Genomic DNA, 17,495 nt, shown 5'->3' on the forward strand with positions numbered 1-17,495 from the left:
ACCTGTTCCGGCAAAGGAGAAAGGAGAAGAATACCATGAATCAGTGTGGAAACCATGTCCAAAATGAAATCTATCAGAGGAAGGTCCGTCCCTCCATTCCATTCCGGCTTGAAGAGCTTGAAAGAAAGGCCCGGGAAAAGCTTGAAGACGGTCCTTATTATTATGTAGCGGGAGGTGCGGGCGGTGAAGATACGATGCGCGCCAACAGAAATGCCTTCGACCGCTGGCAGATTGTTCCCCGTATGCTGAACAACGTTGAAAACCGTGATCTGAAGGTGACTGTCTTGGGAGAAGTCTACTCCTCCCCTCTTATGCTCGCTCCCATCGGAGTCCAATCCATCGTTCACCCTGATGGGGAACTCGCGTCTGCACGTGCGGCATCATCCATGAATGTTCCGTTCATTGCAAGCTCAGCCTCTACTTACTCCATGGAGGAAATCGCTTCTGTCATGGGTAACTCCCCAAGATGGTTTCAGCTTTATTGGAGCAACGAACGTGAGATTGCAGCCAGTATGCTGAGGAGGGCTGAAGCGTCCGGATACTCCGCTATCGTCGTTACTCTTGATGCTGCGATGATGGCATGGCGTGAATCAGACCTTGAAAACGCGTATCTTCCCTTTCTGTCAGGAGAAGGAGTCGGGAATTATGTGAGCGACCCTGTCTTTCGTTCAATGCTGAAAGATCCCCCTGAAGTTGACGCGAAGGCAGCTGCCACCCTATGGGCCAAAGTGTTTGGCAATGCCAGTTTGACGTGGGATGACCTGGAGTTCCTGCGAGATCATACAAGCCTGCCGATTCTTCTTAAAGGAATTCTACACCCCGATGACGCAAAGCTTGCCATCGATCACGGAATGGATGGGATTATTGTATCCAATCATGGTGGAAGGCAGGTTGACGGGGCCGTTGGAGCTTTAGACTCATTGCCGATGATATGTCAGGTTGTGAATGGACGGATCCCTGTACTATTTGACAGTGGAATCCGACGGGGTGCGGATATAGTGAAAGCATTGGCCCTGGGAGCGAGTTCCGTTCTCTTAGGCAGACCCTATATGTATGGATTGACCCTGGCTGGTGAACAAGGGGTGAAGGATGTCATCCGGAATGTACTGGCAGATCTCGATTTGACGATGGCCCTTTCCGGTCAAGCATCCGTTTCTGAATTAGATCCATCACTCCTGACTGACGTGAAAGACGCATCAATTCCTTCAAGGATAGGAAGACCGGATTCACAATCTGCGGGAATGAAGTCATAATGAATCAGCCTCTGTCTTACACTGACAGGGGCTTTTTTGTTCAGTTCATTTGTGTCCCTAGAAATCATTCTCCATCAAAACTGCACTTATGACAAACCATCACCAATACTAAAAGATACGATGAAATTTCCCATCCTCCCCCGTTCCTGACATGGTATACTTTCATGTACAAAGGGGTTGATAATTTTGGAAAAATATCCAGTATTTGAAACGGAGAGAATATTACTAAGGCAAATCACTTTGCAAGATGTCGATTTTCTTTATGGACTCTATACTTCCGGGGACGTTCTCCGATATTTCGGAATGAGTCCGATCGATTCGAGAGAAGTGGCGGTAAGTATGGTCGACAACTACGAAAAGCACCTGGAAACAGGTGGTCCCATGCGCTGGGCCATCGAGGAGAAGCATTCGAATAAGATGATCGGGACATGTGGCTTCCACGGCATTTCGAAAGCGTATAAGCGCTGCGAAATCGGATATGACCTTAGCCCTGATCACTGGGGTAAAGGAATCATGGGTGAGGCACTCTCCCCGTTACTCAGCTACCTATTTGCAGATAAAGGAATGAATCGTGTAGGGGCAGTGATCGTTCCTTATAATAAGGCTTCATCACGAGTAGTTGAAAAACTCGGTTTCAAACAGGAAGGCTTACTAAGGGAATATATCCTTCAGGATGATCAAGTATATGATGCATATATGTACAGTTTATTGAAGAAAGAATGGCTTTCAGAGTTTTAGACGAACTTGAATAGGCAATAATGGTCAGTGCAGATGAAAAAGGAGCTGGTAGTATGGTGCAGCAAATGTTTCATGGATTCTTGCGCTGGCCTTTAGTTATACGAATATTTACAATCGCCATTACGTTGATGCTTTCATTTGGAACGATCATTCATTTCATAGAGCCCGATACCTTCCCTTCCTTATTCGATGGGATCTGGTGGGCGATTATTACGACTTCAACGGTGGGTTATGGGGATTTTGTTCCTACATCATTTGAAGGCAGATTGATTGGCATTGTTCTCATCCTTGTAGGTGCAGGCTTTCTTTCAACTTATTTTGTCACACTTGCAGCGGAAACGGTCATGACACAAAATGCCTATCTGGAAGGAAGAGCTGCCTTTAAGGGAAAAGAGCATGTCGTCATAGTAGGCTGGAATGAACGAACGCGGGAAGTGATTAACCAGCTGACTTCTCTTCAATCCCAGTGTGATATCATTCTTGTCGATGAAACCCTTCAAAAGAACCCCTATAATAATAACCATATTCATTTCGTTAGAGGAACACCTTTTAAAGATGCAATTTTGAACAAAGTGAACCTTCATGAAGCTTCGATTGCCATTATCACTGCAGACCAAAATAAAGATGAGATGACAGCAGACATGAATTCTGTCTTAACACTCCTCGCGATAAAGGGGAATCATCCTGCTTTATACACGGTCGTGGAAATCCTCCAGAAGGATCAAGTGGCCAATGCCAAACGCGCTGGAGCCGATGAAGTAATACAAACAAATATGCAAACCAGCTACGTGATGATGAACAGCATCATTTCTCAAGGGATGTCTAAGACGATTTTAAAGCTGTTGAACCACCTTAAAGGAAATAACCTGAAGCTGATCCCTGTTTCCGTTGAATACATCAATGAAAATTTCCATTCATTGAGTGCACACCTTCTGAAGAACAATATTATCTTATTAGGCATAAAAAAAGGAGAAAACACGACTGTGAATCCTCCTTTGACGACTTTGGTTGAAGAAACGGATGAACTGCTTGTGATCTCTAACTAGAGAATAAAACGTTCTCCAGCTCTTTTACAAGTTCTTTCCCGACTTCAATATATTCTTCCGGGAAGCTTGCATCGGGATCTTGTGGTTCGGAAAATTGATTGACCGAGCCTGAGAAGGTTCCGGTTGATGCGTTATCGTCCAAGCCACGCTGGTATTTATGAGAGAGAAGGAACGGTTTACCGAACTCAACCGTGGCCCCCCTTGAATCCAATTGACCGTCAACAGACGTAAACGGCACTCTCAAATATTGGTAGCCAACTTCGTCATCAATTTTGTAATCAAAATAGCCGTGATCATAATCCCAATTACCACCTATCGAATATCCAAGCGGCTTTAATAGCTGTTCAAGCTTATACAGTTGGTAATGCTGTCCTTCAATATTAGATGAAAGCTCTATCACGTGGATCCATCCCCTTTCTTTTAGGGATAGTTTCTCCTAAAGTGAAAGAAAAATGTAAAAAGAGCACTGAGATTTCCTCAGTGCTCTTTCCTTATTTAAGGCGTTTTTCAAGCTCCGCCTTCTTCTCTTCAAAGCCTGGTTTCCCAAGAAGGGCGAACATATTTACTTTGTATGCTTCCACTCCAGGTTGGTCAAATGGATTTACACCCAGCAGGTATCCACTCATCGCACACGCTTTCTCGAAGAAGTACACGAGGTAACCGAATGTGTATGCATCCATCGCCGGAATTTCAACGATCAGGTTTGGTACGCCACCATCTGTATGGGCAAGCAGGGTCCCTTCAAACGCTTTGTTGTTTACAAAATCAACCGTTTCACCGGCTAAATAGTTTAAGCCGTCCAAATCACTGTCAGCCTTCTCGATTTTCAGCTCATGACGTGGCTCTGAAACCTTGATGACCGTTTCAAAAATGTCACGGCGTCCTTCTTGAACATATTGTCCAAGAGAATGAAGATCTGTTGAGAAGTTAGCTGAAGAAGGATAAATTCCCTTTTGGTCTTTCCCTTCACTTTCCCCAAATAGCTGCTTCCACCATTCAGAAAAGTATTGTAAACCAGGCTCATAATTAATGAGCATTTCGATCGTTTTTCCTTTATTATATAGCGCGTTACGAACAGCAGCATATTGATAAGCAGGGTTCTCTGTAAGCTCGGATTTACTGAAATCTTCACTGGCCTGTGCAGCACCGTTCATCATCGTCTCGATTTCCACTCCGCTTACAGCAATCGGAAGCAGTCCAACGGCTGTAAGGACAGAATAGCGACCGCCGATATCATCAGGAACAACGAATGTTTCATAGCCTTCGTCAGATGCCAATGTTTTAAGGGCACCCTTCGATTTATCCGTTGTCGCATAGATGCGTTTGCGAGCTTCTTCCACCCCGTACTTTTCTTCCAGCTTTTTACGGAAGATACGGAAAGCTATCGCTGGTTCAGTCGTAGTTCCGGACTTCGAAATCACATTGATGGAGAAGTCTTTTCCGTCAAGAAGGTCCATTAAGTCCTTCATGTATGTGGAGCTGATATTTTGTCCAACAAACAGGACCTGTGGAGTGGAACGCTTTTCTTTCGGAAGAGCATTGTAGAAGCTGTGGTTCAGCATTTCAATCGCTGCACGGGCTCCCAAATAAGAACCACCAATACCGATGACAAGAAGGACATCGGAATCATTTTTAATTTTCTCTGCTGATTTTTGAATGCGGGAAAACTCTTCTTTATCGTACTCAACAGGAAGGTCGATCCATCCCAGGAAGTCGTTCCCTGCACCTGTTTGTTCGTGTAACGAATGATGAGCAACCTTCACGGCATCACTTAAGTATGTAAGTTCATGTTCTCCAAAAAACGATAACGCTTTTGAATAATCAAAACGAATGTGTGTCATAACCATCCTCCGATTAAAATATTTTCTTCTATCTCACTTTATCGAAAGCTGACCCGAGAATCAAGAAAGCCCCCTTTATGTAAGCGTGTGCATTGCAAACTTTTTTCTACAACTGTACTCACCCGCTTATATTCCCCTAATTATTGGTGTACAAACCAATACAGAGGGGGACGGACCTTCACAAGGTCCGTCCCTCCCACATTTCATTATAGAGATGCTCTCAGAATCGCAAGTACGTCATCTTTGTTTAATTTATTGAAGTTACCGAATTCGCCGTTCACCATGGCTTTGTCTGCCATCAGGTCCAGTTGACTGTCGTCGATGTCATAGTCTGCCAAGCGGGACGGTGCTCCGATGCTCGTCCAGAATTCACGAAGCTTTTCGATTCCTTCCAGTGCCACTTCCTCTTCTGACTTACCGGCAGGGTCTACATTGAATACTCGTTCTGCCAGTTGAGCAAATCGTGAAGGATTCACTTTCAAGTTATGCTTCATCCAGTTCGGGAATAGGATCGCGAGTCCACCTGCATGTGGGATGTCGTATACGGCTGAAACGGCATGTTCAATGTTATGACTGGCCCAGTCACCGTTGTAGCCCATTTGCAGCATTCCATTAAGGGCAATTGTTCCAGAGTACAGAATCGTCTCACGAAGCTCATAGTTTTCAAGATCATTGATCAACTTCGGAGCTGTTTCGATAACCGTAGTCAGAACGGACTCACACATACGGTCCTGAAGTGGTGTGTTGGTTGCATTATTGAAATACTGTTCAAACACGTGACTCATCATATCCACCATACCGTAGATTGTATGATCTTTCGGTACTGTGAAGGTATTTACCGGATCCAGGATAGAGAATTGCGGGAATGTCACCGGGCTGCCCCAACCATATTTCTCATTCGTTTCCCAATTCGTAATAACTGATCCTGCATTCATTTCAGAGCCGGTCGCTGCAAGAGTCAGGACTGTTCCGAATGGAAGAGCTTCTTTCGCAAAAGCTTTCTTCGTTACAAGATCCCATGCATCACCATCATACTTTGCACCAGCAGCAATTGCTTTTGTACAGTCGATGACACTTCCGCCACCCACAGCTAATATAAATTCAATATTATTTTCTTTACTTATCTCTACACCTCGTCTGACTGTGGAAAGACGTGGATTCGGTTCTACTCCGGTAAGCTCGAATACTTCGCTATCAATATCCTTCAATACAGACATTACCTGATCGTATAACCCATTACGCTTAATGCTTCCGCCACCATACACGACAAGCACTTTTTTACCATATTGAGGTACCAATTCTTTCAGCTGTTCTACTTGCCCTTTTCCAAAAATCAATTTGGTTGGATTGTAAAAAGTAAAGTCATTCATTTTTTGTTACCTCCTTGTATTTTATAAGGGCCGAACTATTTCGTTACCCAAAATGTCTTAAACACATTTCCTATTATCGAATATATCATCCCCAAAATGCAAAGAACTTGCACAAGGAAATTTTGTTGCAGTCAAATTGAATAGGAATAGGAGCAATGGGAAACTTATAAATGAGCCATTCAATAAGGAGGAAAACAACATGAGTGCAATTCAACGCATTGCTTTGGTTCTTACCATCATTGGTGCTGTGAACTGGGGACTTATCGGCTTCTTTCAATTCGATCTTGTTGCAGCCATCTTTGGTGGTCAAGATGCCGCTCTATCACGAATCATATACGGTTTAGTTGGTATTGCCGGTCTAATTAACCTTGGGCTGTTATTTAAACCGACAGAAGAGCTTGAAAGAGAACCTCATACTGAGCCTACGCGCTAAAAACTGGATCTCCGTACAATCTCTAAAAGGTGACCCATCCTCTGGGTCACCTTTCTTATTTCAGTAACTTCTTAATGATCTGCATACCAAATCTTCCACTTGGATAACGGAAGCTTAAGTCAAACTTCGTCGTCTGTTTTAAGATGCTTTTGTAATGTGAGAAGGTTGAGAAGCTTGATTCTCCATGATAATTCCCAATCCCACTCTCCCCTACTCCCCCGAAAGGAAGGTACGGTGTAACGATGTGCATAAGTGTATCATTTACACAACCGCCACCGTAGGAAATCGATCCGTTTATTTTTTCTTCTGTAATTGGATTGCTCGTGAATAAATACAGGGCCAACGGCTTCGGCCGCTCTGTCACCAAATCAATGACTTCATCAAGCTCCTCATATTCTATGACTGGGAAAACCGGGCCGAATATCTCATCCTGCATCACCGGTACAGTAAAATCTCTTGGCTTCATTAAAGTGGGTTCAATTTTTAAGCTCCCAGCATCTACATTTCCCCCTAAGAGGATTTCTCCATCTTCCAAGTAGCTTGTTAAACGATTGAAATGACGCTCATTGACGATCCTACCAAATTTCTCACTCTTTAATGGTTCTGTTCCATAAAATTCAATAACCGTTTTCTTAAATTCAGTTATAAATTCATCTATCTTGCTTTTATGAATAAACAGGTAGTCAGGTGCAATACACGTTTGTCCGGCATTCGTCACTTTCCCGAATGCGATGCGCTTGGCAGCCAGAGGAATATCAGCGGTTTCATCCACGATACACGGGCTTTTCCCGCCCAATTCAAGAGTGACAGGAATCAACTGCTTTGCTGCTGCTTCCATCACTACTTTTCCGACTGGGACGCTCCCGGTAAAGAAAATATAATCGAAAGGCTGTTTCAGGAGATGCTGTGTTGTTTCCACTCCTCCTTCAATTACGAAAAGCTGTCTTGGATCAAAATGAGTATTGATCATTTCAGCTAATAAAGCTGATGTAGAAGGAGTTAATTCTGATGGTTTAATGATGGCTGTATTACCGGCTGCGATCGCTCCAATGACAGGAGCAAGTGCAAGTTGGATCGGGTAATTCCAAGGTGCTATGATCAGTGTTACCCCGTAAGGTTCCGGGACGGTATAGGCTTTCGAGCCAATATGTGTTTTCGCCGTTTTGACCTTTTTAGGTTCTGCCCATACGTCGATATTCTTGAGAACGAAACGAATTTCTTCAAGCAGGATTCCGATTTCTGTCGCATACGTTTCCATCTCGGATTTATTTAAATCTTTTTTCAATGCATCGATGATTTCTGCTTCATGATTTTTTATGACTGCTGAGAACTTCTCTAACAAGTCTTTTCTATATTGTATTGGCCGCGTAACCCCGGACTTAAAAAATTGCTTATGTTGATGAAGTGTTGATTCAACCGCTTCAATAGAAGCTTCCTCTATAATCATTTCAGTTGACACATGAATCCCTCCAGAACATTAATGTTTAATAGTTTAAACATAAGAACATAAATATCGTACGATGATTTGCATCTGTTGTCAATTTCAATGATTTTACCCATAATCGATGCTCTCTAATCATTTCGTAATTAAATAGATAAATCCTTTAAAACCGAAAAAAGAACGTATCCCCAATAAATTGAGAATACGTTCTTATCTTATGCGATCGTTACACCCAACCTCTGAATCTAGAGGCTTCAGCCATTTTGCGTGCGCCGACCATGTATGCGGCGAGTCGCATATTCACTCGACGATTCTGAGATGTTTCGTATACATTGTTGAAAGCTTCGACAAGTTTAGCATGAAGCTTCTCGTTTACTTCTTCTTCTGTCCAATAATACCCTTGGTTATTCTGAACCCATTCGAAGTATGAAACCGTTACTCCACCCGCACTTGCAAGCACGTCTGGTACTAGCAGGATTCCTCTTTCAGAAAGAATTCGTGTTGCTTCAAAGGTAGTCGGACCGTTTGCAGCTTCTACCACAATGGATGCTTTAATATCATAGACATTCTCTTCAGTGATCTGGTTTGAAATCGCAGCAGGGACAAGGATGTCACACTCCAGCTCCAGCAATTCCTTATTTGAAATCGTGTTTTCAAATAGTGTCGTTACCGTACCGAAGCTATCCCGACGGTCTAACAGATAATCAATATCCAAACCAGCCGGATCATGAAGGGCACCATGGGCATCGGAAATGGCAATGACCTTTGCACCGGCATCGTGCATGAACTTCGCTAAGAAACTGCCTGCATTTCCAAAACCTTGGATGACGACGCGTGCACCTTTGATGTCGATGCCACGTTTCTTTGCAGCTTGGTCAATACAGATGGTAACACCTTGAGCCGTTGCCTTTTCACGACCTTGGGAACCACCAAGAACAATCGGTTTTCCTGTAATGAATCCTGGTGAGTCATTTTCACGAAGACGGCTGTACTCATCCATCATCCAAGCCATGATTTGTGAGTTTGTGTACACATCAGGTGCCGGGATATCCTTTGTAGGTCCGACAATTTGACTGATGGCACGAACATAACCGCGGCTTAGCTTTTCCAGTTCAGTGAAAGACATCGTTCTCGGATCACAGATGATCCCGCCCTTTCCTCCACCGTATGGCAAATCAACAATTCCGCATTTCAAGCTCATCCACATGGATAAAGCCTTTACTTCCTCTTCATCCACTTCAGGATGGAATCGTACTCCGCCCTTGGTAGGTCCGACTGCGTCGTTATGCTGTGCACGGTAGCCCGTAAATACTTTGATACTGCCATCGTCCATTCGAACCGGGATACGAACGGTCAACATACGAATCGGCTCTTTCAGAAGTTCATACATTTCTTCCGTATATCCAAGCTTCGATAAAGCATCATTGATGACATGCTGTGTAGAAGTAAACAGATTAAGGTTTTCTCCCATTGTAAACATTCGCCTCTTTATTATGTGATCTGAAACGTTGTAATTGTAACATATTACCGTATCTTTAACCATTGACTGGGGAAAGAAATAATTTTTATTTTCATGCCTTTTCCACTCTATTTAAGAAAAAAACTTTTAACCCCAGCGGGAATTAAGACAATACTTTTTTGATTCTTTCAATTGCCCAATCCAGATCTTCTTGTGAGATGACAAGTGGTGGAGCGAAACGGATGACTGTATCATGTGTTTCTTTACAAAGCAGTCCTTCTTCCTTCAGTTGTTCACAGTATTTACGGGCTGGTTCTTTAAGTTCCACTCCGATAAATAATCCGCTGCCTCGAACTTCCTTAATCATAGGATTATCTATCTCACGAAGTTTACTCATAAAGTATTCTCCCATTTGCAGAGAACGATCTGCCAGGTTTTCATCGATCAATACATCCAGCGATGCGACAGAAACCGCACATGCCATCGGATTCCCTCCGAAAGTAGAACCGTGGGAGCCGGGGTTGAATACGCCTAATACTTCTTCATTGGCCACAACACATGAAATCGGGAACACTCCGCCTCCAAGTGCTTTTCCTAAAATGTACATGTCAGGATCAACATCTTCCCACTCACACGCGAACATTTTCCCTGAGCGGGCAAGACCTGCCTGAATTTCGTCTGCAATGAATAGAACGTTGTTTTCTTTACATAATTCATATGCTGCTTTCATGAAGCCTTTAGGAGGGAATACGATCCCTGCTTCTCCCTGGATCGGTTCGATAAGGAAAGCGGCTGTATTTGGAGTGATGGCTTCTTTTAACGCATCCAGATCACCGTAAGGAATCAAATTGATCCCTGGAAGCATCGGGCCGAAACCACGCTTGTATTCTTCTTCTGAAGAAAGGGAAACAGCTGTCATCGTTCTTCCGTGGAAGTTCCCGTTACACGCGATGATTTCCGCACTGTTTTCTGCTACACCCTTCACATCATACGCCCAGCGGCGAGCTGTCTTGATCGCCGTTTCCACTGCCTCGGCACCCGTATTCATTGGAAGGGCCATGTCTTTACCAGTCATCTTACAGATCTTCTCATACCAAGGGGCTAATTGATCGTTGTGGAACGCACGTGACGTCAGTGTCACACGGTCTGCTTGATCTTTTAACGCCTGGATGATCTTTGGATGACGATGTCCCTGGTTGACCGCTGAATAAGCGCTAAGCATATCCATATACTTATTGCCTTCCGGATCTTTGACCCATACACCCTCCGCTTCTGAAATGACGATTGGAAGTGGATGATAATTTTTCGCACCATATTTCTCCGTTTGTTCAATAATCGAATGAGTACTTACTGCCATATAGGTTCCTCCTTAGGTAATGAAAAAAATATTATTGTTTATATACAAGGTTGGAGCCCCTGTAGACAAAGACCCCTTCCCGTTTTCATACTCTTAAAGTGTTTCTGATGTTGTTTTCGCTTGAAGGTGAAGCAGAAGATAATCCGGTCCGCCCGCTTTGGAGTCGGTACCTGACATGTTGAATCCACCAAATGGTTGGTAGCCAACGATAGCTCCTGTACAACGACGAGGTTAGTTAACAGGCATGCAAAAAATATTTGCATTTAGAAAACCCTTACACTTATAATAATGCAAAAGATAGTTGCATTTTTCAAGAGTTTTTTAAAATTTCTTATAATTCCACTCTTTTTGCGGATTCCATTGACACCAACTCCTGAATCTAACATCGAACGGATGGAAAATTTGCGCAAAAAGAAGACAATAGACGATACGTTTTGCAGTAAGATCTAACAAAAATGAAGAGGAGCGAGACAGCATGCTGGAATCTGAAAAGCGTTTGTATATGTACGAAAAAGTCGCTGAACATATCGAATCAGGCGTTCATGTCATCGATTCTACCGGGAAAACCATCATCTACAATCGTAAAATGCGCGAAATCGAAGGCATGGAAATTGAAGACGTCCTTGATAAAAATTTGCTGGATGTTTTCCAATTTCATTCCGAAGAGGAAAGTACACTTCTTAAAGTTCTAAGCACAAAGGAGCCTACCCTCAACGTTAAGCAAACTTACTTTAATATAAATGGAATCGAAATCACCACGATGAACGATACATTCCCTATTTTTCATGATGAGGTGTTGATTGGAGCGATTGAAATTGCCAGGGACATCACCAAACTCGAAAAGGTGATGAGGGATCATATACATAAGCGCCCGAGCAGCTTATATACCTTTGATAGCATTATCGGTAAGCATCACCGCCTGCAGGACGCAGTCGAAACTGGAAAGCGGGCGGCAAGGACTTCTTCCCCTGTGTTGATCTGTGGTGAAATCGGGACAGGCAAGGAGCTTTTCGCTCAAAGCATCCATAACGACAGCGCACGCGCCAACCGTCCCTTCATCACCCAGAACTGTTCATCATTACGCGATGATATGCTTGAAGAAATCCTATTTCATGAGGAGCGGGAAGGCAGCAACCCGGAAGATCACCGACCATCCCTCTTCCAACAAGCACAGGGAGGAACCCTCCTCCTCGACGAAATCAACTCCTTAACCCCTTCCCTTCAAAAGAAGCTATTAAACTTCTTTTCCCAAGGGACGGACCTTCCATACGATGTACGGGTGATGGCGACGGTGAACGAGGATCCCATCGACGCCATCGCAGAAGGGCGGTTATTAAAGGACCTTTATTACAGGCTGAGCATTGTTTCAATCTTCATCCCTTCTCTCCGTTCGAGAAAAGAAGATTTACCGGAGATCGTGAACTATTTCATTGACCAGTACAACCACCATTTTGCCATGAGTATCAAGGGGATTTCGAATGAAGTAAGGGAGATTTTCCAACAGTATGACTGGCCGGGCAATGTGAGGGAACTTGAGCATGTCATCGAGGGAGCGTTTAATCTCGTTGGCTTTGAAGAGGAGATCGGTTTCAATCATCTTCCATTTGGTTTCAGGCAGCGCATCCACCACTCAGCTGTCGGAGGTGAAAGCCAGGATGAATCGGAGTTCCTCTACCAATCCGGAGCCGAGATCAAACCGTTGGAGCTTTTCATTGAAGAAGCAGAAACCTATTATATTCAGAAGTCATTGAAATACCATGACTTTAATATTACCAAAACGGCGAAATCACTTGGAATGAGCCGGCAGAATTTGCAATATCGGATTAGGAAGTACGGGATCGAACGGAATTCATTTTGAAGGCGGTGGCCACTTCTCTTTTTTTGGAAGTGGCTTTTGTTATTTTTGTGGTGATTGGGGTTGTTTGGAGATGCGATTTTTGTCGTTTTTTGAAAATGGTAGGTAAAATGAATATATGGCACATAAAAATTATAAATGGCACGTAAATCTTGAATATGGAAGATAAAACCTGAAAATGGCAGATAATCATTGTTGATAACTATTCAATGATTAGAATCCTTCTTCTCCCGTTCCCACCCACCTAATATCTCCCCAAACATAAAAAGAGCACCAGCCCCTTCATCAGCACCACTCCACCGACAAAAAGACCAGCACTCACTCCTCCATGCTTATTCCATATGCTGCAAATAAGGAGTCAAATCCACCCCAATACTCTCCGCTAGCTTCTTACCGAGCTCTACATCTGCCCGGAAGAAATTACACACCGCGCGCAAGGCTATTCTTTCGTTGATTTGAGATAGTTCACTGGAAATATTCTTCACTACTTGCTCTTTCACCTCATCCGGGTAGCTTCTGTAAATACGTCCGGCCTGACCGAAATCATCTGTTTTCCGGATTTTCTGTCTTCCTCTTTCACCCGTCATCGGCTGATGTATTTCCGAATATCCCGCCACTTCTTTCGGTGTATCATCGAAGCTGTTCGGCTCATAGTTCACTGAGCCCGTTGGCTGCTTGAATGGCATATGTCCGTCCCTTTGATTATTCGCCACCTGAGCAAATGGACAGTTGATCGGGAGCTGGAGGTAGTTGGCACCTATCCGGTAACGCTGTGTATCAGAATAGGAGAATAGCCTTCCTTGCAGCAACTTATCTTCAGAAGGAAGCATTCCATTCACAAGCACTCCCGGATTGAAGCCCACTGATTCAGTTTCAGAAAAGATGTTTTCTGGATTTTCATTTAAAATCATCGTACCGACAAAGTGAGATGGGATGTCATCTTCTGACCAATCCTTCGTCGCATCGAGAGGATCGAAATCAAAGGAATCCATATCCATTGGGTCCAGTACCTGAACATACAGATCCCATTCAGGGAAATCTCCCTTTTCAATCGAATCATATAAATCACGGCTTGCATGGTTAAAATCTTTCCCTTGAATCTCAGCTGCTTTCTCCGCAGATAAATTCTTAATACCTTGTTTCGGCTTCCAACTAAGCTTTACGTACACTGTATTGCCAGCTGCATTCACCCATTTATACGCATGCACACTGGATCCGCGCATTTGTCTATAGTTCGCGGGGATTCCTTCATCCGTGTAGAGATGCAGGAGCATATTGGTTGATTCCGGAGTCAAGGACATGAAATCCCAATATCTCTCTGGTTCTTGGATATTCGTCTGGGGATTCGGCTTTAATGAATGAACCATATCGGGAAACTTCATGGCATCACGAATAAAGAAGACAGGGAGGTTATTCCCGACAAAATCCCAGTTCCCTTCTTCTGTATAAAATTTCACGGCAAATCCACGGGGATCCCGTAAGGTTTCAGGAGAATGCTGGCCATGGACGACAGTGGAAAAACGGGCAAATACAGGTGTTTCTTTGCCTGCTTCCTGAAAAAGTGCGGCTTTTGTATATTTTTTCATGCTGTTTTTTGTAATGAATACACCATGCGCTCCCGCTCCTCGGGCGTGAACGACTCTTTCGGGAACTCTTTCACGATCGAAGTGAGCCAATTTCTCAATTAGCTGATAATCTTCAAGCAGTGCAGGTCCTTTTTCTCCAGCTGTAATTGAGTTCTGGTTATCGCCGATCGGGGCACCTTGATTCGTTGTGAGTTTTCTTTTCTCCACTAAAAACACTCCTTTAGATTATAATTATTATTAAGTGATTATAGTTTTATTTTAACTACTTGAGAATGAAAGTCAATCACAAATTATAATTATTTTAAATTAGTAATCATTAAAAATAATTAAATCAAGCATAAAAAAGAGACAACCTATACAAAAAGTTGTCTCTAAAAAATATTATCGGGTTTGGAAGAGTAGAACCAAAACCTTCACGTTTATGGTTTGATCAATTTAGAATCCGTGATAAAGCGTACGCCTTCCGTTGATTCCAAAGAGAACACTCCTCCCCTTCCTTCTTTTACATCCAATATGATCCGGAAATGCTTCCAATACTCATATTGCTGTTCGTTCATATAAAAAGGACAGTCGGCTACAGTACCTACTAATACATCACTGTCACCGATGATCAAATCATCTTGACTTAAACACATAGGAGAACTGCCATCACAACATCCTCCAGACTGATGAAACAGGAGGGCACCATGCTTTCCTTTTAACGTTTCAATTAGATGGAGGGCTTGTTCTGTTGCCTCTAGTCGCTGTTCCATTTTAGAAGAAACCTAACGCTTTAGGGCTATAGCTAACTAGTAAATTCTTCGTTTGTTGATAGTGTGATAGCATCATTTTATGATTTTCGCGACCGATACCGGACATTTTGTATCCACCGAATGCCGCATGTGCCGGGTATTGGTGATAACAGTTAGTCCATACGCGTCCTGCTTGAACCTCTCTACCAAAACGGTAAGCCGTGTTCATGTCACGCGTCCACACACCTGCCCCAAGTCCGTAAAGAGTATCATTGGCGATTTCAAGGGCTTCTTCTTTCGTTTTGAACGTTGTAACGGAAACAACAGGGCCAAAGATTTCTTCCTGGAAAATACGCATTTTGTTGTTGCCTTTGAAGACTGTCGGCTTCACATAGAAACCTGCTTCCTGATCTCCATCCAGTGTATTTTGCTCACCACCGATGAGTAATTCCGCTCCTTCTTCTTTCCCGATTTCAATATAAGATAGAATCTTATCCAATTGTTCTTGAGAGGCTTGAGCACCCAGCATTGTATCTGAATCCAACGGGTTCCCCTGCTTGATTTGTTTCACTCGTTCGATTGCACGCTCCATGAACTTATCGTAGATCGATTCCTGGATTAGCGCCCTTGAAGGACATGTACACACTTCTCCTTGATTAAGTGCAAACATCACGAAACCTTCGACTGCTTTATCAAGGAAATCATCATCCTGATCCATTACATCTTCAAAGAAGATATTAGGTGATTTACCACCAAGTTCTAACGTAACAGGGATAATGTTTTGAGAAGCATATTGCATGATCAGGCGACCTGTTGTCGTTTCACCCGTGAAGGCTACCTTACCAACACGCTTACTTTGCGCAAGGGGTTTCCCTGCTTCCACTCCAAATCCTTGCACCACATTCAGTACACCTTTAGGCAGCAGGTCTTCAATGAGTTCAATCAGAACCATGATGGAAGCCGGTGTTTGCTCAGCAGGCTTCAAGACTACACAGTTTCCTGCAGCTAGGGCAGGTGCAATCTTCCAAACACCCATCAGAATCGGGAAATTCCAAGGAATGATTTGGGCTACAACCCCGATTGGCTCATGGAAATGATAAGAGACCGTATCATTATCGATTTCACCAAGAGATCCTTCCTGGCCTCTGATACATCCGGCGAAATAACGGAAATGGTCAATCGCAAGGGGTAAGTCTGCCGCTAATGTTTCACGAACCGGCTTACCATTATCCCATGTTTCGGCTACAGCAAGCATTTCTAGGTTTTCTTCCATACGATCCGCAATTTTATTTAAGATGATGGATCTTTCCGTAGCAGAGGTTTTACCCCATGCGTCTTTCGCTGCATGTGCAGCATCCAATGCCTTTTCTACATCCTCTTTGTTTGAACGGGCAATTTTCGTGAAAACTTTCCCCGTGACAGGCGATACATTTTCAAAGTATTCTCCACTTGCTGGCGGCACATATTCTCCACCAATAAAGTTCTCATACTTGTCCTTAAATTGTACCAATGAACCTTCAGTATTCGGATTATTATAAAGCATCTAAGATCCTCCTATATTTATGTATTTTTCTGTTAATTAAGCGCTTTCATTGTTATTATAGGTCATTTATGAGGTACGGACAAGTATATTGTTTAAAAATTCTTTATTTTTCGTTAATTTATGATAAATTTTTTAGGTGAAAAGTAGCAATAAACTTTACGAAAAGATCATAAAAAAAGACGACTCCCCCCTTTCATGGGTGGCATCGTCCTGGTCGCAGACTATTTAGTTTTACTGTATACTTTCGAGATCACGATATCTTCATCCGTCATGATGTGCCCATGACTTTTCTTTAGTGCATCTTCCAGGTGGTCAGGCATTTTCTCTGATTCGTACGCACAGACGATGGTCAGATTATGCTCATGAATAGCACGATCCGTTTCTGTTTCGAACCACTCAATGATTGATGCGGGGTCTTCCAATGTGCCCCATTCCACATTTGTCCACGAACGGAAAGAAATATCGTTCTCTAAAAATGGGGTAATGGATTTCGTTAATTGTTCATAAATGGCTGGAGGATGGTAGCTACCACTCGATTGATAGAAATCAAAGTTACTAATAACATGAATTTTCTTTAATTGGTCGCTGGTTAATTGATTATTTAACTGTTTAAGCAATACATTCAGGTTCCTCTCGTTCTCAATAAGAACAATAGAATCCCCCTTTTCGATTCCCTCGAGAACATACGCAATGGCATTTTGTAGATATCGGTTTCGATCATTATATGAATAGAGGATATGAGATTGACTTTCATTTAATAGATTCCCTATTTTTTCTTTCAATTCAACCCGCCTTTCAACTGGTTTTTCCAATTATAGTATAGTTTCTCTATGGAAGAGCAG

At 43.1% G+C, this 17,495-nt stretch carries 15 protein-coding genes; 5 read left to right on the top strand and 10 right to left on the bottom strand.

What is annotated here, in order from left to right; translation table 11 throughout:
* Positions 1 to 35 precede the first annotated feature (35 nt).
* From RSX31_RS14200 to RSX31_RS14210, 3 genes are all read left to right on the top strand, one after another.
* On the top strand, positions 36 to 1,253 hold the full coding sequence (locus tag RSX31_RS14200) for a lactate 2-monooxygenase (RefSeq protein ID WP_315634979.1): 1,218 nt from the start codon (positions 36 to 38) through the stop codon (positions 1,251 to 1,253).
* Between the two features lie 186 nt (positions 1,254 to 1,439).
* Positions 1,440 to 1,991 carry a GNAT family N-acetyltransferase gene (locus RSX31_RS14205; RefSeq protein WP_315634980.1) on the top strand — a complete coding sequence of 184 codons (552 nt, stop codon included), beginning with the start codon at positions 1,440 to 1,442 and terminating at the stop codon, positions 1,989 to 1,991.
* 53 nt (positions 1,992 to 2,044) lie between these two features.
* A complete protein-coding gene (locus RSX31_RS14210; protein WP_148970715.1) occupies positions 2,045 to 3,037 on the top strand; it encodes a potassium channel family protein in 993 nt (330 codons plus the stop codon).
* Here the strand turns inward: RSX31_RS14210 and RSX31_RS14215 are convergent.
* The 3 genes from RSX31_RS14215 to RSX31_RS14225 form a co-directional block, all read right to left on the bottom strand.
* Positions 3,030 to 3,437, bottom strand: coding sequence for a YugN-like family protein (locus tag RSX31_RS14215; RefSeq protein WP_148970716.1), 408 nt, complete (start codon positions 3,435 to 3,437; stop codon positions 3,030 to 3,032). The two genes, RSX31_RS14210 and RSX31_RS14215, sit on opposite strands and share 8 nt — an antisense overlap.
* Positions 3,438 to 3,528: 91 nt before the next feature.
* Positions 3,529 to 4,878, bottom strand: a complete 1,350-nt coding sequence (locus RSX31_RS14220) for a glucose-6-phosphate isomerase (protein WP_315634981.1) — start codon at positions 4,876 to 4,878, stop codon at positions 3,529 to 3,531.
* Between the two features lie 206 nt (positions 4,879 to 5,084).
* Positions 5,085 to 6,248, bottom strand: coding sequence for an iron-containing alcohol dehydrogenase (locus RSX31_RS14225; RefSeq protein WP_315634982.1), 1,164 nt, complete (start codon positions 6,246 to 6,248; stop codon positions 5,085 to 5,087).
* A gap of 199 nt (positions 6,249 to 6,447) precedes the next feature.
* Between RSX31_RS14225 and RSX31_RS14230 the strand changes: the two genes are divergently transcribed.
* Entirely contained in the window at positions 6,448 to 6,681 is a 234-nt protein-coding gene (locus RSX31_RS14230) for a DUF378 domain-containing protein (RefSeq protein WP_044338099.1), read from the top strand.
* Between the two features lie 55 nt (positions 6,682 to 6,736).
* Here RSX31_RS14230 and RSX31_RS14235 read toward each other — a convergent pair whose 3' ends face one another.
* From RSX31_RS14235 to RSX31_RS14245, 3 genes are all read right to left on the bottom strand, one after another.
* Positions 6,737 to 8,128 (bottom strand): aldehyde dehydrogenase, encoded by a 1,392-nt coding sequence (locus RSX31_RS14235; protein ID WP_315635206.1) that lies wholly within the window; start codon positions 8,126 to 8,128, stop codon positions 6,737 to 6,739.
* A gap of 220 nt (positions 8,129 to 8,348) precedes the next feature.
* The gene (locus RSX31_RS14240; RefSeq protein ID WP_148970825.1) at positions 8,349 to 9,593 is read right to left on the bottom strand and encodes a Glu/Leu/Phe/Val family dehydrogenase; all 1,245 of its coding nucleotides are present in this window, start codon (positions 9,591 to 9,593) and stop codon (positions 8,349 to 8,351) included.
* Between the two features lie 151 nt (positions 9,594 to 9,744).
* Positions 9,745 to 10,938 (bottom strand): ornithine--oxo-acid transaminase, encoded by a 1,194-nt coding sequence (locus tag RSX31_RS14245; protein WP_148970719.1) that lies wholly within the window; start codon positions 10,936 to 10,938, stop codon positions 9,745 to 9,747.
* Between the two features lie 475 nt (positions 10,939 to 11,413).
* Between RSX31_RS14245 and RSX31_RS14250 the strand changes: the two genes are divergently transcribed.
* Entirely contained in the window at positions 11,414 to 12,796 is a 1,383-nt protein-coding gene (locus RSX31_RS14250) for a sigma-54 interaction domain-containing protein (RefSeq protein ID WP_315634983.1), read from the top strand.
* 329 nt (positions 12,797 to 13,125) lie between these two features.
* Here RSX31_RS14250 and RSX31_RS14255 read toward each other — a convergent pair whose 3' ends face one another.
* The 4 genes from RSX31_RS14255 to RSX31_RS14270 form a co-directional block, all read right to left on the bottom strand.
* Entirely contained in the window at positions 13,126 to 14,586 is a 1,461-nt protein-coding gene (locus RSX31_RS14255; protein WP_315634984.1) for a catalase, read from the bottom strand.
* Between the two features lie 212 nt (positions 14,587 to 14,798).
* Entirely contained in the window at positions 14,799 to 15,131 is a 333-nt protein-coding gene (locus RSX31_RS14260; RefSeq protein ID WP_148970722.1) for a DUF779 domain-containing protein, read from the bottom strand.
* A gap of 1 nt (position 15,132) precedes the next feature.
* On the bottom strand, positions 15,133 to 16,653 hold the full coding sequence (adh, locus tag RSX31_RS14265; RefSeq protein ID WP_148970723.1) for an aldehyde dehydrogenase: 1,521 nt from the start codon (positions 16,651 to 16,653) through the stop codon (positions 15,133 to 15,135).
* 221 nt (positions 16,654 to 16,874) lie between these two features.
* Complete coding sequence (locus RSX31_RS14270; protein ID WP_187443626.1) at positions 16,875 to 17,435, bottom strand: MEDS domain-containing protein; 561 nt, start codon at positions 17,433 to 17,435, stop codon at positions 16,875 to 16,877.
* Positions 17,436 to 17,495 lie beyond the last annotated feature (60 nt).

This window comes from Rossellomorea yichunensis, assembly GCF_032337515.1.
GTDB lineage: Bacteria > Bacillota > Bacilli > Bacillales > Bacillaceae_B > Rossellomorea > Rossellomorea yichunensis.